Origin of the sequence: Sphingobium sp. MK2 (genome assembly GCF_040170545.1) — a bacterium.
In the GTDB taxonomy this organism is placed as follows: Bacteria; Pseudomonadota; Alphaproteobacteria; order Sphingomonadales; family Sphingomonadaceae; genus Sphingobium.
On record NZ_JAZDXA010000004.1, the window covers coordinates 53,241 to 68,315 of the forward strand.

At 62.6% G+C, this 15,075-nt stretch carries 15 protein-coding genes and 1 tRNA gene; 4 read left to right on the plus strand and 12 right to left on the minus strand.

Annotation, left to right across the window (positions count from 1 at the left end):
• Positions 1–65: 65 nt before the first annotated feature.
• On the plus strand, positions 66–1,400 hold the full coding sequence (gene hflX / locus V2I08_RS03135) for a GTPase HflX (RefSeq protein ID WP_069066700.1): 1,335 nt from the start codon (positions 66–68) through the stop codon (positions 1,398–1,400).
• On the opposite strand, the gene mazG is transcribed toward hflX, so the two are convergent.
• The 11 genes from mazG to V2I08_RS03190 all read right to left on the minus strand — a co-directional run bounded on the left by mazG (position 1,397) and on the right by V2I08_RS03190 (position 12,116).
• Entirely contained in the window at positions 1,397–2,176 is a 780-nt protein-coding gene (gene mazG, locus V2I08_RS03140; protein ID WP_349633870.1) for a nucleoside triphosphate pyrophosphohydrolase, read from the minus strand. The genes hflX and mazG overlap by 4 nt on opposite strands.
• A 119-nt stretch (positions 2,177–2,295) precedes the next feature.
• Complete coding sequence (locus V2I08_RS03145) at positions 2,296–3,591, minus strand: MFS transporter (protein ID WP_349633871.1); 1,296 nt, start codon at positions 3,589–3,591, stop codon at positions 2,296–2,298.
• The gene (locus V2I08_RS03150) at positions 3,588–4,208 is read right to left on the minus strand and encodes a TIGR02281 family clan AA aspartic protease (RefSeq protein ID WP_349633872.1); all 621 of its coding nucleotides are present in this window, start codon (positions 4,206–4,208) and stop codon (positions 3,588–3,590) included. The genes V2I08_RS03145 and V2I08_RS03150 overlap by 4 nt, the downstream gene beginning before the upstream one ends.
• Positions 4,208–4,999, minus strand: coding sequence for an MBL fold metallo-hydrolase (locus V2I08_RS03155; protein WP_349633873.1), 792 nt, complete (start codon positions 4,997–4,999; stop codon positions 4,208–4,210). The genes V2I08_RS03150 and V2I08_RS03155 overlap by 1 nt, the downstream gene beginning before the upstream one ends.
• Positions 4,996–5,769: a TatD family hydrolase gene (locus V2I08_RS03160; RefSeq protein WP_349633874.1), complete on the minus strand. Its 774-nt coding sequence runs from the start codon at positions 5,767–5,769 to the stop codon at positions 4,996–4,998. The genes V2I08_RS03155 and V2I08_RS03160 overlap by 4 nt, the downstream gene beginning before the upstream one ends.
• Positions 5,770–5,773: 4 nt before the next feature.
• Positions 5,774–7,336, minus strand: coding sequence for a methionine--tRNA ligase (gene metG, locus V2I08_RS03165; protein ID WP_349633875.1), 1,563 nt, complete (start codon positions 7,334–7,336; stop codon positions 5,774–5,776).
• Positions 7,337–7,380: 44 nt separating this feature from the next.
• Positions 7,381–8,352, minus strand: coding sequence for an AAA family ATPase (locus tag V2I08_RS03170; RefSeq protein WP_349633876.1), 972 nt, complete (start codon positions 8,350–8,352; stop codon positions 7,381–7,383).
• Entirely contained in the window at positions 8,349–8,975 is a 627-nt protein-coding gene (gene tmk / locus V2I08_RS03175) for a dTMP kinase (RefSeq protein ID WP_349633877.1), read from the minus strand. Before tmk ends, V2I08_RS03170 begins: the two co-directional genes overlap by 4 nt.
• Complete coding sequence (locus V2I08_RS03180; protein WP_349633878.1) at positions 8,972–10,135, minus strand: D-alanyl-D-alanine carboxypeptidase family protein; 1,164 nt, start codon at positions 10,133–10,135, stop codon at positions 8,972–8,974. The genes tmk and V2I08_RS03180 overlap by 4 nt, the downstream gene beginning before the upstream one ends.
• Before the next feature lie 45 nt (positions 10,136–10,180).
• Entirely contained in the window at positions 10,181–11,083 is a 903-nt protein-coding gene (locus V2I08_RS03185) for a septal ring lytic transglycosylase RlpA family protein (RefSeq protein ID WP_349633879.1), read from the minus strand.
• Positions 11,067–12,116, minus strand: coding sequence for a lytic murein transglycosylase (locus V2I08_RS03190; RefSeq protein WP_349633880.1), 1,050 nt, complete (start codon positions 12,114–12,116; stop codon positions 11,067–11,069). The genes V2I08_RS03185 and V2I08_RS03190 overlap by 17 nt, the downstream gene beginning before the upstream one ends.
• Before the next feature lie 133 nt (positions 12,117–12,249).
• On the opposite strand from V2I08_RS03190, the gene V2I08_RS03195 reads away from it, so the two are divergent.
• Both V2I08_RS03195 and V2I08_RS03200 read left to right on the plus strand, forming a co-directional pair.
• Positions 12,250–12,339 (plus strand) — tRNA-Ser (locus tag V2I08_RS03195).
• Entirely contained in the window at positions 12,299–12,844 is a 546-nt protein-coding gene (locus V2I08_RS03200) for a hypothetical protein (protein ID WP_349633881.1), read from the plus strand. Before V2I08_RS03195 ends, V2I08_RS03200 begins: the two co-directional genes overlap by 41 nt.
• A gap of 10 nt (positions 12,845–12,854) precedes the next feature.
• Here V2I08_RS03200 and V2I08_RS03205 read toward each other — a convergent pair whose 3' ends face one another.
• Positions 12,855–13,169 (minus strand): hypothetical protein, encoded by a 315-nt coding sequence (locus V2I08_RS03205; RefSeq protein WP_349633882.1) that lies wholly within the window; start codon positions 13,167–13,169, stop codon positions 12,855–12,857.
• A gap of 340 nt (positions 13,170–13,509) precedes the next feature.
• Between V2I08_RS03205 and V2I08_RS03210 the strand changes: the two genes are divergently transcribed.
• The gene (locus V2I08_RS03210; RefSeq protein WP_349633883.1) at positions 13,510–15,027 is read left to right on the plus strand and encodes a vitamin K epoxide reductase family protein; all 1,518 of its coding nucleotides are present in this window, start codon (positions 13,510–13,512) and stop codon (positions 15,025–15,027) included.
• Positions 15,028–15,075 lie beyond the last annotated feature (48 nt).

The following is a 15,075-nucleotide window of genomic DNA, read 5'->3' on the forward strand; positions in this document are numbered from 1 at the left end:
TTCCTCCGTTGGACCGGGCATCTGTCTGTTCGGGAGCGTCCTGTGTTTTGAGGCGTTACACTTCCATGGCCATATTTAATCGCGATTCCGAAGATGAAGTGGCGCGCGGCGCGCGCGCTGTCGTCGTTCATGCCGAAACCCATGGCGGCGATCGGCGCGACAGCGACGCCCGGCTGGAGGAAGCGCGCGGTTTGGCCTTGGCAATCGGCATTGATGTGCGTGCGGCGCAGGCGTTCCGGGTGCGGGATCGTAAGCCCGCGACGCTGTTCGGCAGCGGGCAGGTCGATCAGATTGCGACACTGGCGCGGCAGGAAGAGGCCGACCTCATCATCGTGGACAACAGCCTGTCGCCCGTGCAGCAGAGCAATCTGGAAAAGGCCTGCGAGGCCAAGGTCATCGACCGTACCGGGTTGATCCTGGAAATTTTCGGCGAACGCGCTGCGACCAATGAAGGACGGCTTCAGGTCGAACTGGCGCATCTTGATTATCAGGCCGGGCGGCTGGTGCGCAGTTGGACCCATTTGGAGCGGCAGCGCGGCGGCTTCGGCTTTCTGGGTGGTCCGGGCGAAACCCAGATCGAGGCGGATCGACGCATGATCCGCGATCGCATGGCGAAGATCCGCAAGGAACTGGATCAGGTGACGCGCACGCGCGGGCTGCACCGCGCCCGGCGGCAGCGCGCGCCCTGGCCGGTGATTGCGCTCGTGGGCTATACGAATGCGGGCAAATCGACGCTGTTCAACCGGATGACCGGCGCGGACGTCATGGCGCAGGATTTGCTGTTCGCCACGCTGGACCCGACCATGCGCCAGATTGCGCTGCCGGGTCTCGACAAGGCGATCTTGTCGGACACGGTGGGTTTCGTTTCCGATCTGCCGACCCAGTTGATCGCGGCGTTCCGGGCGACGCTGGAAGAAGTGCTGTCGGCCGACCTGATCGTCCATGTTCGCGATATTGCCCATCCCGATAGCGATGCGCAGCGCGACGATGTGCTGGATGTCCTTGGTGAACTAGGCGTTGCCGGCGAAGCCGCGCTGGAACGGGCCGAGGGCGAGCCGCCTGCGCCGTTGATTATCGAGGCTTGGAATAAACTGGATTTGCTGGATGCCGACGCCGCGGTGTTGGCGCGCGAAACGGCGGCGCGGAGGGATGATGTAGCGATCCTGTCGGCGCTGACCGGGGAGGGGGTGGAGCAGCTTCAACGCATGATTAGCGACCATATGACGACGGGCGCGAAGGTCTATGGCCTGCGCATTCCGGTGTCGGATGGCGCGGCGATGGCCTGGCTTCACGAACATGGCGAAGTGCTGTCGACGGATGTGGAAGAGGAGGAGAGCCGCGTCGAGGTGCGGCTGTCCGACGCGGCCTTTGCGCGGTTCGGGAAGCGCGGGGAAGCTTAGGGCGTTTTCTCCTGCTGCTTGGCTTGCTGCCAAAGCTCTTCCTTCGCTTCCAGCGAGAGGGCGGCGAACTCGGTGCCGGCCTGCTGCTCCATCGCGCGGAAGCGGCGATCGAACTTGGCATTGCCTGCGCGCAGAGCGGCTTCCGGATCGACCTTCAGATGGCGTGCGAGGTTGACGACGGCGAACAACAGGTCGCCGACTTCCTCGGTGCAGTCAGCCTGTGTCGTTGCGGCGCGGACCTCGTCGAGTTCCTCCACGATCTTGTCGATGACGCCGACCGTATCGGGCCAGTCAAAGCCAGTGCGCGCGGCGCGCTTCTGCAGCTTTTCGGCGCGAAGTAGCGCGGGCAGGGCGTTAGCGACACCGCCAAGCGCGCTGGGGTCCGGTTCTTTTTCTGCCCGTTCGGCGGCCTTGATTACCTCCCATTGCGCATGGCCGTCTTCGCGTCGTGCGCCTTGCCCGAAAACATGGGGATGCCGCCGGGTCATCTTTTGGGTGATGCCGTCGATCACATCCTGCAAAGTAAAATGCCCGGCCTGTTCGGCCATGCGGCTGTGAAAGGCCACCTGGAGCAGCAGGTCGCCCAGTTCATCGCAAAGTGCCGCCATATCATTGCGCTCGATGGCGTCGGCGACCTCATAGGCTTCCTCGATCGTATAGGGCGCGATCGAAGCGAAATCCTGCGCGATGTCCCATGGGCAGCCGGTATCCGGGTCGCGCAACCGTGCCATGACAGTGGCGAGCGGCATGATGTCGGCGGGACTGGCTTGGGACATGGGCGGTTCCGGCTGTTGGAGAGACTGATCCAGCCGATAGGGCGTGTGCCGGGCTATGGCCAGCCTAGATCATAAAGTCCGATAATAAGGATTATGTTAAATATCACTTGGGGCGGACGTCAATCTTCCTTGATCTGGCTATGCTCGCGGGTGTCGCGCATCCGTATATAGACCACGAGCGAAATGGCGATCATCACCGTGACATAGATGTAAAAGGCTTGCTCCATGCCCGCCTGCTTGAACCACAGGGCGACGAACTCCGCCGTCCCGCCAAACAGCGTATTGGCCAGAGCATAAGGCAGCGCCACGCCCAGCGCCCTGATGTGCGCCGGAAACAGCTCGGCCTTCACCACCGCGTTGATCGAGGTATAGCCGGTGACGATGATCAGCCCCGCCATCACCAGCAGGCCAGCGATCAGCGGGTCTTTGGTCACGGCCAGCGTCGCGAAAATGGGATAGGTGCCGAGGACACCCATGACGCCAAAGCCGATCATCAGCGGCTTGCGCCCGATCCGGTCGGACAGCGCGCCTGCGACCGGCTGGAGCAGCATGAAGGCGAACAAGGTCACGGCGTTGATCTGCGACGCCGTTTCCCGGCTGAGGCCGCTGGTATTGACCAGGAATTTCTGCATGTAAATGGAATAAGCGTAGAAGGCGATCGTGCCACCGGCGGTCAGCAGCATCACCGTCAGCGTTTCGCGCGGATGGCTGGTGATGAGTTCGACGAAGCCGGATTTGGGTGCGCCGGCCGCCTTGGCGACCGCAAAGCTTTGCGTTTCAGCAAGGCCACGCCGCAACCAGAAGACGATCACTGCCAGCGCGCCGCCGATGAAAAAGGGGATGCGCCAGCCCCAGGCGTCCAATTGCGCTTCGGTCAGCGTCGCCTGTAACAACAACAGCACGCAGATGGCCACCAACTGTCCGGCGATCAGCGTGACATATTGAAAGCTGGAGAAAAAGCCGCGCCGGTTCTTGCCCGCCATTTCCGACAAATAGGTGGCGCTCGCGCCATATTCGCCGCCGATCGACAGGCCCTGCATCAGGCGGGCCAGGACCAGCAGCAGCGGCGCGGCGACACCGATCGTCTCATAACCAGGCGTCACCGCGATCAACAGCGATCCCGCGCACATCAGCGCGACCGATAGCGTGAGGCCGCTCTTGCGGCCATGGCGGTCGGCATAGACGCCCATCAGCCATGCGCCGATCGGCCGCATCAGGAAGCCGACCGCGAAAATCCCGGCGGCGCTCAGCAACTGGGCGGTGCGATCCTGGCTGGGGAAGAAATGCGGCGCGAAATAGAGGGTGAAGGCGGCATAGGCATACCAGTCATACCATTCGACGAGATTGCCGGTGGAGCCGCCGATGATGGCCTTGAGCCGCTGGCGCTGTGTGGGTGGTGCGAGCGATGGCATCATGGCGTCAGCACCATTTCCCCATTCTGCACGCCCCAGCTTTTGAGGCGGGACAGCATGTTCATGCCGATGACGTTGATTTCCCCGAACGCCGGCGAGACGACGACGGGCAGGTCGCTGGCCGTCACCGGGCCAATCGCCAGCGTGGCGATGCTGGAGCGGCGCGCTTCGACCTTGCCGTTCGCGGTAGTCATGACGACGCCGGGCGCGCCGACATCATAGTTGAGACCTGCCGCGCGCGCCGTCGGTTCCGATAGCGCGGTGACGGTCGCGCCGCTGTCGATCAGGAAGCGTGCGGGTGTGCCGTTGATGGTGGCTTCGACCCAATAATGGCCGTCGCGGGCCACGGGAATGCGAATGGCCTGCCCTTCGGTTCGGACTGGCGGCAGCTTTGGCGGCGCATCGCCGCGTGGAAGCCCCTCCTCCGCCCAGCGCCCAGTGAGATAGCCCTGATCCTGAGCCAGGGTGAACAGGCCGAACAGGCCCGCGAAGATGGCAACCCATAGCAAAGCCAGGCGCAATAACGATCCCCAAGCCAGCCTCCGCCCGATCAGCGATGATCCAACCAGCACGAGCACCAGCACATACCAGAGGGTCGAAGCTGTCAGGTCGCCGTTCATCAATCCCCCTGCTCTGCCGTCGCGAGTTCCACGGTCATCCCGTCATAGCCGGGTTCGACGCCGCTGGGGAGTGTTTGCCGCAGCGTTGCATAATCCATGCTCTGATCCATATGGGTGAGAATGGCTTGGCCGGGTTTGGCCTGGGCGATGCCGTCCAAAGTAAGGGCAAGGTGCGGGTGGGTCGGGTGCGGCTTTTCACGCAAGGCATCGATCACCCAGACATCGAGCCGGTCATAGAGCGCAAGCATGGCGGGCGTTAGCGCATGAAAATCGGTGGCATAGCCGATCGAGCGGCCGCCATGGGTGAAGCGGAAGCCGGTAGACCAGATGTCGCCATGGGGCTGATCGACGCAGGCAATGTCGATGTCGCCGATCCGCAGGCTGTCGGGGAGGATATGCGGCGCGATGGTCGGATGATAGCCGTTGCGCCCCTCAAAGGCATAGGCAAAGCGCTGCGCCAGCAGGCGAAGCGTCTGTTCGCGCGCATAGCCAGGCACGGGCGAACGGCGATGGTGGAAGAGTTGGCGGACATCGTCGATGCCATGGCTGTGATCGGCATGGTCATGCGTCCACAATATGGCGTCGATCTGGACCACGTCGGCGGCGAGCAATTGCGCGCGCATGTCGGGCGAGGTGTCGACTAGGATACGAGTGGTCGGGCTTTCGACCAGGATGGACACGCGGCTGCGGCGGTTCTTCGGCTCGGTCGGGTCGCATGTGCCCCAATCATTGCCGATGCGCGGAACGCCGGACGAGGTGCCACTGCCCAGGATGGTCAGTTTGAAACTCATGCCACCTTCTTGAACAAGGTGCGGAAATTGGCGGAGGTGGCGGCGGCCAATTGTTCGATGCTTTCGCCGCGGAGGGTCGCGAGGAAGCGCGCGGTGTCCGCCACGAAGGCCGGTTCGCACGGGCGACCACGATGGGGCACCGGGGCGAGGAAGGGCGAGTCCGTTTCCACCAGCAGCCGATCCAGCGGCAGGCGCGCCGCTGTCTCCTGCAAATCCTTCGCGCTCTTGAACGTCACGATGCCCGAAATGCTGATATAGAAGCCCAATTCCATCGCCGCATCGGCAAAGACGCTGCTGGCGGTGAAACAGTGGATGACGCCGGGATAGGCCCCCTTCCCCATTTCGTCGCGCATGATCGCCAGCGTATCTTCCTCCGCATCGCGGGTATGGACGATCAGCGGCAGGCCGGTGTCGCGCGACGCGGCGATATGCGCGCGAAAACTCTTCTGCTGCCGGTCGCGGTCGCTATGATCATAATAATAATCGAGGCCGGTTTCACCAATGCCGACGACGCGCGGATGGGCGGCGCGCTCGACCAGCTTGGCGGTGTCGACATGCGGATGCTCGTCGGCTTCATGCGGGTGGATGCCGACAGTCGCCCAGACGTCGGGCGCGCGGATCGCGGTGTCGAGAACTGCGTCCCACTCGCTCTCGCGGGTCGCGATATTGAGCATCAGGTCGATGCCGGCCGCGCGTGCACGTTCCAGCACGTTCTCCTGATCCTCGATCAAGCCCTTGTAATTCAAGTGGCAATGGCTGTCGATCAGCATGAGATCAGGCGTCCGCTTCGTTCAGTTCGAGGCGGGGGAAGAGCGGCTTGGGGGCGGCAAGGGTGAAGCCGCTAGCGCGCAGGGCGGCATACCAGTCGTCGCCGATGATCGCATAGCCGCGTTGTTCGGCCGACAAGCCCATCTGGTCCAACAAGTTCGTAGCGCTGCTGGGGATGACGGGCTGGACCATGATGGCAAGGCTAGCGATGGCGTCGTACAAGGTTGCCAGCACCGCTTCCATCCGGGCCGGGTCGGTCTTGCGCAGCGCCCAGGGTGCCTGCGCGTCGATATAGGCGTTGCAGGCGAATACGGCGCGCATCCATGCCTCGATGGCGACTGATGGCGCGAGGTCGGCCATGGCGCTTTGGAATGTTGCGGCGGCTTCGGCGATGGTCGCGAGCAGGTCGCTATCCACATCCTGCGGTGCGGGCTGGGGCAAGCGGCCTTCCAGATTCTTGGCGATGAAGCTCAGCGTTCGCTGGGCCAGATTGCCGAAGCTGTTGGCCAGGTCGCTATTGGCGCGGGCGACGATCGCTTCGGCGCTGTAGCTGCCGTCATTGCCAAATGTGACTTCCGACAGCAGAAAATAGCGCAACTGATCGACGCCAAAACGCTCGGCCAGGGCGATCGGATCGGCGACATTGCCGACCGACTTGGACATTTTCTCGCCGCGATTGAGCAGGAAGCCGTGGCCGAAAATCTGGCTTGGCAGAGGCAGCTTCGCACTCATCAGGAAGGCTGGCCAGTACACGGTATGAAAACGCACGATATCCTTGCCGATGATGTGGGTGATATCACCACCCTCGGCCCAATAGCGCGCCATCCGCGCCGCATCGTCGGGATAGCCGCAGCCGGTCAGATAATTGGTGAGCGCATCGACCCAGACATACATGACATGGCCCTCGCTGCCCGGCACCTTCACGCCCCAATCGAAGCTGGTACGCGAGATGCTGAGGTCGCTCAGGCCGCCTTCGACGAAGCGCAGGATTTCGTTGCGGCGGCTGTCGGGCTGGATGAAGCGGGGCTGGCTTTCATACAGGGCCAGCAACCGATCCTGATAGGCGGACAGGCGGAAGAACCAGCTTTCCTCGACCGTCCATTCGACCGGCGTGCCCTGGGGCGAAAGTTTGACGCCCCCTTCCCCTTCAATGATTTCCTTCTCGTCATAAAAGGCTTCGTCGCGGACCGAATACCAGCCCTCATAGCGGCCGAGATAGAGGTCGCCATTGGCTTCCATCGCCTGCCAGATCGCCTGGCTGGCGCGGTGATGATCCGGTTCGCTGGTGCGGATGAAGCGATCATGGCTGATGTTAAGAACTGATGCCATGTGCTGGAAATGCGCGGCCATTTCATCGGCCAGCGCGCGCGGCTCGATGCCGCGTGTGCGCGCGGCCTGATCCATTTTCAGGCCATGTTCGTCGGTGCCGGTCTGGAAAAATACGTCGCGGCCCATCATCCGCTGGAAGCGGGCGATCGCGTCGGTGGCGATCACCTCATAGGCGTGGCCGATATGCGGACGGCCGTTGGGATAGCTGATGGCGGTGGTGATGGTATAGGGTTTGGACATGGCGCCTTCCCTAGCGGCTGTTCGCCTGCGCGCAAAGTCGCTTTTCAGGCGGCGCGCGGTGCCAGCGCGGCGACATGCCCCGCCAGTTCGAACACGACCGCCGCCGGGTCGAGCGACAGGATGATCGCCCCGCCCGCCAGCCGCCGCGCTTCCTCCCAATGGTCGAGCGCCACGCCAAGGGCGGCACCGTTGCGATGCCGCGCAGCTTCGGCAAGGAAAGCGGGCGCGCGCTCCAGGAAGGCTTCATAGCGGGGACGGGCTGGCTTGGTCGCCAGCATCTTGGCCAGCAGAAGCCGCTGCCGGTTGCCGGGATCGCCATCGGTCGCGATCGACGTCAAAGCGGCTTCGATCTCGGCCAGATTGAGCCCGGCATAGCGGAGCGCCTTGCCCGGTGATCCTTCCCCGGCCCGCACCAGCGCGTCCATTTCCACGGGCGACAACTCCCCCTCTCCTGCACGCAACACCGATCGCATCGCCGCATCGTCCAGCGCATCGAAGCGCAGCGTGCGGCAGCGTGAGCGGATGGTCGGCAGCAGGCGACCGGGCGCATGGCTGACCAGCAGGAACAGCATGTCGGCGGGCGGTTCCTCCAGCGTCTTGAGCAACGCATTGGCCGCGCCGCGTTCCAGATCGTCGGCGCTGTCGATCACCACGATGCGGCGCGTCGATAAAGACGGGGCCGATTGAAGCAGCCGTCCGAGGCCGCGCACCTGATCGACGCTGATGTTGCGCGCAGTGACGCCATCTTTTTCGAGCGGCGCAAGTTCGGCATAGTCGGGATGGGCACCGGCGTCGATCAGGTGGCGAACCCGATGGTCGTCGGGCACGGCCAGCCCCTCCCCCTCGACCTTCGGCCCGGCCGCGTCAGCGAGCAGGCGCAGCGCCAGCGCGCGGGCGAAGCTGCCCTTGCCGATGCCGCGCGGGCCGCTCAATATCCAGCCATGATGCATCCGCCCGCTGGCAGCCGCGCCGATCAGCAAGCGGGCCTGTGCGTCATGGCCGATCAAGGACGTCATGGCAGCAGGTCGGCCAGTGCTTCGAGCAAGCGGGCAGTAACGGCATCTGCTGCGCCCGACGCATCGACAGGCCGGAAACGGGCGGGTTCTTCGACGGCAAAACGGGCAAAGGCGTCCGCCACTGCGCGATGGAAGGATCTGTCCCGCCCGCCGATCCGGTCGGACATGGAACCATCGCGGGCGCGGGCGCGCGTTTCGGCTTCCACTTGCGGCAGGGTCAGGAACAAGGTCCGGTCGGGAAGGAACCCACCACTGCCGATCCGGTGCAGAGCCAATATATCGGCGTCGGTGAGTTCGCCCTGCCCCTGATAGGCGCGGCTCGAATCGAGATAGCGGTCGGACAGCACCCATGCGCCCCGCGCCAAGGCGGGACGGATCGTCTTTTCGCCATGGTCGGCGCGCGCGGCGGCGAAGAGCAGGGCTTCGGCGCGCGGGCTCCAGCGATCCGCGCCGCCGGTGAGCAGCAAGGCTCGGATGGCTTCCGCGCCTTCGCTGCCGCCCGGCTCGCGCGTTTCAACGACCTCCAGCCCGCGCGCGCGCAGGGCGGCGGCGAGCGCACGAACCTGGGTCGATTTGCCCGCGCCCTCTCCGCCTTCCAGCGTGATAAAGCGGCCCGAACTCACCCGAACAGCGACTTCATGCCATTCCAGATCCGGCCGAACAGACCGGCTTCCGCCACATCTTCGCCCGCCACCAACGGCATGACCTGCGGTGGCGTGTCGGGTGTCTGGACGATGAGCTGGGCGATCTGCTGACCCTTGGCGATCGGTGCCTTGATCGGGCCGGTATAAACGACCTTGACCTTGATATTGGACGAAGCGGTACGCGGCAGCGTCACCGCCATATTATGCGGCGCGACCAAGGGTACGGTCGTCGCGCTGCCCAATTGGACTTCAGCCGTTTCCACCACCGCCCCTTTTTTGAACAAGGGCTGCGCCTTCCAGGCCTTGAAGCCCCAATCCATGAAGCGCACCGATTCGCCGATGCGGCCATTGAAGCTGGTCAGGCCGGCGACGACCATGACCAGGCGGCGGCCATCCTGTTCGGCCGAGCCGGTAAAGCCATAACCCGCTTCCTGCGTATGCCCGGTCTTGAGACCGTCGGCCCCGGCGATCTTGCCCAAAATCGGGTTGCGATTGCCCTGGCTGATGTCGGCCCCGCCCATCGTCTTGCCCCAAGTGAAGGAGCGCGCGGCGTAGAAGCGCTTGTAGAGGTCAGGCGTTTCCTCGATTGTCGCCTGCGCGAGGCTGGCGAGATCTTCGGCCGTGACATAGGTCACGCCTTCGTCGGGCCAGCCATTGCTGGTGCCGAAATGGCTGTTCTTGAGGCCAAGCCGCTTGGCCTCTTCATTCATCTGCGCGACGAAGGCCTGTTCGGTGCCCGCAATCCCTTCGGCCAGGACCACGCAGGCATCATTGCCCGACAGGGTGACGATGCCATGCAGCAGATTTTCCACCGATACCTGTTCGCCTGCCGAGAGGAACATGGTCGATCCGGCCTGCGGTCCGTGCCATTGTCTCCAGGTTTCCGGACGCACAGTGAACATCGTGTCAAGCTTCAACTCGCCGCGCTGAATCAGGCGGAAGGCGACATGGGCCGTCATCATCTTGGCCATGGACGCAGGCGGAATGCGCGTGTCGCCGCCCTTATTATAAAGTACCGCGCCCGACGACAGATCCTTCATATAAGCGATTGGCGCTTCGCTGCTATAGGGCGGCGCGGCGGCAGTCAGGGGCTGGGTCAACAGCCCGGCAAAGAGGAGGACTGCAACGGACTTGTTCATGACACTGCCTTCAATGGAATGGAATCGTGCGGCGCTGCGCCGGGTCTATCGGGCGTCATTAGCGATGATGGGCGCATTCTCAAAGCCCCCTGCTGCGGCAGCGCGAACGCCTGCCTGCGCTGCCGTCCGCGTTGAATAAGGACCAAAGCGCACGCGCCACAGATTGCCACTTTCGACAGCGGTCGCGCCGATACGCTTCGCCAGCGCCTCCGCGCGGTCGCGGGACGCAAAAGCGCCGACCTGAACGACATAGCCCCCACGGATCGTGGTGGGCGGCGATGGCCGAGGCGACGGCGCGGGGCGCGGTGTCGCCGCTTCTGGCGCGCTGGCGGTCAATATCGGCGCCGGAAGCTTGGCGCGCAGCGGGGTTAGAAGGGATGCGGGTGTTTCGAGCCGTTCTGCGGCGCGCTGGTGGGCGCGAAGCAGCGCACGGTCCTGTTCGGGCGGGTTGACTCTGCGGACGCGCACTGGCGCGGCCCCCTCACCCAGGATTCCCAATTGCTCCGCCGCGCCGCGCGACAGGTCGATCAGCCGATCATTCGCAAATGGCCCCCGGTCGTTGAGGCGGACCAAAATGGTTTTGCCGGTATCGAGCGCTGTTACCTCCACACAGCTGGGCAGGGGCAGCGTCTTGTGTGCGGCGGTGATCGCCATGGGCATGAAGGCTTCGCCATTGGCGGTCTTGTTGCCCTCCACCTCCTCCCCATACCAGCCGGCATAACCGACCGCGTCATATTGCGGCTCGTCCTCTGGCGTATAGGTCACGCCCCCTATGGTATAGGACGCACCAACAATCACGGGTTCATCGGCAACAAGGGGCGTCCTCTGCACCGGCGGTCGCGCAAGGGTGTTGGGTGGCGCGGCCGGTGGCTCTCCGGCACAGGCGGCGAGTAGCAGCAGCGCCCCGGCCGCCAGGCACTGGCCGCCTATTCTATTGCTTGACCGCATCGGCCAGCAGCCCCACCGACAGGGCGTAGAAATTGGAACAATTATAGTCGAGGATGGCCCGATAATTGCCGGTCAGAAGATAAGCGGTCTTGCCCGGCCCGTCAGGCTCCAACAACGTCGCCATCACCGTATCGTCCGGCCAGCTTCCCGCTGCCGGGGACAGTCCCATCCTCCGCCACTCCGCCATGGTCAGCCAGCGGCTATGGCGGTTGAACACGCGGGGGCACCGTGTCGGCTGCGTTCGTGCGGTGATCGCCGCGCGGTTAAAGCCATTTGGTACGTTTACAGCCACGCCCCACGGTTGCCCCGCGCGCCAGCCCGAATGGACGAAATAATTGGCGATAGATGCCAGCGCGTCAGCCTCGCTGGTCCAGATATCGGCCTTCCCGTCGCCATCGCCGTCGCGCGCCAGGCGCAGATAGACGCTGGGCAGGAATTGCGGATAGCCCGTTGCGCCTGCCCAACTGCCGACCAGACGGCTGCGCGGTACGCCATTATCCAGCATCTTGAGCGTCGCCAGCAATTCCGGTTCGAACAGCGTCCGCCGCCGCCCTTCCCAGGACAGGGTCGCCAAAGAGCGGATCAGATCAAAGTCGCCCGTATAGGAGCCATAATTGGTTTCATGGCCATAAATTGCGATCATTATTTCTTCAGGCACGCCGGTTTCGGCCTCAATACGCGCGAGGCGCGCACGATTGGTGCGATAGGCGATCCGTCCGCGGTTGATCCGCGCCGCATCGACATGCTTGACCCGATAGGGCTCGAAATTCGGGATCGGCGAATAAGCGCCGCCCCCCGGCTGATTCTGGTCAAGCTGGATGACGCGCGGATTGGGGGTGAGCGTTGCAAACACGCTGTCGAGCGTCGCATCCCTGATCCCCATCGCGCGTGCCTTGGGACGAATGCTGTCGAGATAAGCGCGAAAATCCGCGCTGTCCTGCGCGACGGCGGATGTTGGCACCACGCCGGAGGCCGCCACGCCAGCAAGACCGAGCAGCAACGATAATATGGATGTACGCAAAGAATCTCCCATGCACCTGTTGTTGCACAGGCAGGCGGCAAGGTGAATCCCTTAATGGCAGGCACCCGCCAGAAAGGGATGAACCGATCGACCCTCGATTTTTACGCTTGGCAAGTCCGTCCGGCGCGCTAGGAAGCCAAACAACGGAAGTGTGGCCGAGTGGTTTAAGGCAGCGGTCTTGAAAACCGCCGTGGGTGCAAGCTCACCGTGGGTTCGAATCCCACCGCTTCCGCCACAACAAGGGCATCAAACCAGTGTCTTCGATAAATCAGCATTGGCTAACAGCAATCAGATTGCATGAGCAGCGCGTGATGTTGCTATCGAAGTGCGGTCGGCTCAAGGATGCTGCCATCGAGGACTCGCCGAGCAACATCGGGCGCGCATACATAAATTGCCTCATTGACTTAGAGCGCAATGGGTATGCTCAGGACAACGAGAAACGCAGGCAGGCGACCGCTCATATCAGTGCTTGGATGGCGCAGGCGACGCCATCACACATTATTTTCGCCAACTCAGTTAAGAATCTCGACGAACTAACACATGAACATGCAAAAATTATTGCCCAAATCATTCTTCAGAGTTTAACATTCCAAGACGTCATAACAATGGTCGCAAAGAAGGTGGGTTTAGAACTGATATCAAACCGTATTCCTACTGCCGCAAAATACTACGCCTCAGTTCAAAAGTTGAAACACGAGATCGAAGTATTTATCGCAATAGAAATTATTGGAAGGCGATAGAATCGCTCTACTAACGATCTGCGAGTTTCTGAATTCCAATCTTAGCGATGACGGCCATGCAAAGCGTATGAACCCCCCTAAAGCGAGAATCCTCATCTTCAAGATCGGACAGACGCTTTGAAAACATGTCCGAAAACGCTCTCAAATCTCCAGGACCTTCTTCTGCCTCTCTGTAAGCTGCTTCTATGATGCCACTCCAACCACTCTTGGGTGACTCTTTCAGTTCTTCTATGACTTTTTCAACCTGTCCGTACGAAGCCATGGTTTTCATGGCCGCTTGTCCCAGTTCGCTACCAAGTTCCTTGAGGCTGTCCCAAATTCCCATGATGATACTCCCCGAAAGCATATCTGTGGAACGAACGAGATTTATCGCATCGGAAGCCGTGCGATCTCGGTAAATGAATTGTATGGAACATCGCTTGCCTTAGCAAGGCCGCTCTAGGTCCGAACCGAAGAATAACAGTTGTGAGCCTCTCGGCAACCTTTGGGGCCAGTGCAGAGCCGTAGCCGCAATATGTCGTCGCTGAAGAACGGCTTGAGGCATGTCATGCACCGCTGCCAGCCAACGACCCTGACCACACGGGGCGGATTGTGGTCAACGTCCAGCACTTGCTCGCGCCGCTTGCCCCCGTCATTATGCGCTCGACACGCGCAAGGCGCGAGACTTGCTCGGCTGGGTGCCCCGGCATCGGCTGGCCGACGAACTGCCCGCGATTATCGCCACGCTGAAGAATGATCCTGCCGCATGGTATGCCGCTAATGGCATGACCGCGCCCGCTTTTGTGACGGACGCCGAGGCCGCTGGACAAGACCCTGAGGCACTTCGCATCGACTATGAAACGTGCCGGAAGGCCGATCACAAGGCAAGGCGCTGGGCGCATTTTGCCAATATAGCGCTGGGCTTCTGGATATTGACCCAGCCGGTCATCGTTCAGGTCCGGGAGCCCGCACTATTCTGGTCGGAAATAGGGCTTGGTGCTGCGCTCATCATCTTTGCCTCATTCGCGCTGTCCTGGCGCATGACTTGGGCACGCTGGGTGTCGGCCGGTGTCGGAGCCTTGCTCATGGCGATCCCGTTCCTGTTCTGGACCGGCAATCCGGCGGCCTTCCTGTCGGATACGCTGGTAGGCATGCTGGTCTTTTCCTTTGCGGTGGGCGCTCGCCCCGAACCGGGGCCATCCATGGCCGCAGCGATGGACCGATCGACGATACCCGCCGGATGGTCGTACAATCCCTCCTCCTGGACCCAGCGTCTGCCCATCATCCTGCTGGCGCTCATCGGCCTCGTGGTAGCGCGTTACCTGACTGCCTATCAGCTTGGGCAGATCGACTCTGTATGGGACCCGTTTTTCTCCGGCCTGCCCGATGATCCAGCCAAGAACGGAACGGAAGCGGTTATCACCTCGGCGGTGTCCGAAGCCTTCCCCATCCCCGATGCGGCTTTGGGCGGCTATACCTATGCGCTCGAAATCGTGACGGGCATTGTCGGATCGCGGGCGCGCTGGCGCACGATGCCGTGGCTGGTATTTCTGTTCGGACTAATGATTGTGCCGCTCAGCATCGTGTCGATCAGCTTCGTCATCATCCAGCCGATCATTATCGGCACCTGGGCGACACTGACGCTGGTGGCCGCCGCGGCGATGCTGATCCAGGTGCCCTATGCCGTCGATGAACTGGTGGCGACGGTGCAGTTTGTCCGGCGTCGGGCGAAGGCAGGGCAAGACTGGTTGCGCGTCTTTCTGTTGGGCGATGCGGACCCCGACGGTCGGATCGACGACAGGGATGAATTTGATCGCGCGCCCGGCGCGGTCCTGCGCGACATGGCCGTTGGTGGCGTCAACCTGCCGTGGAACCTCGCGGCGGCCGGTCTGATAGGGGTTTCGCTCCTGTTCACGCGGCTGACCTTGGGGGCCGAGAGCAGCATGGCCAATGCCGACCATGTGATGGGATTTGTGATCTTGACCGTGGTTTCGCTCGCAGCGGCGGAGATCGTCCGGGTGGCTCGCTATCTGTTGATCCCCTGCGGTATCGCGGTTGCTGTGTCGCCTCTCCTGTTCGGTGCCGGAGACCTGCATTTGCTCGTCAACCTTGCCGCAGGTGCCGCCATCGCTCTGCTTGCGCTGCGTCGCGGCCCCATTCTCGAACAATATGGCGGGGCGCTTTCATCGGATGAGCATCTATAGTGAAGGAGGGACAACCGCCGCGCGACGGCTTCGCCTGCCTTATGTCGG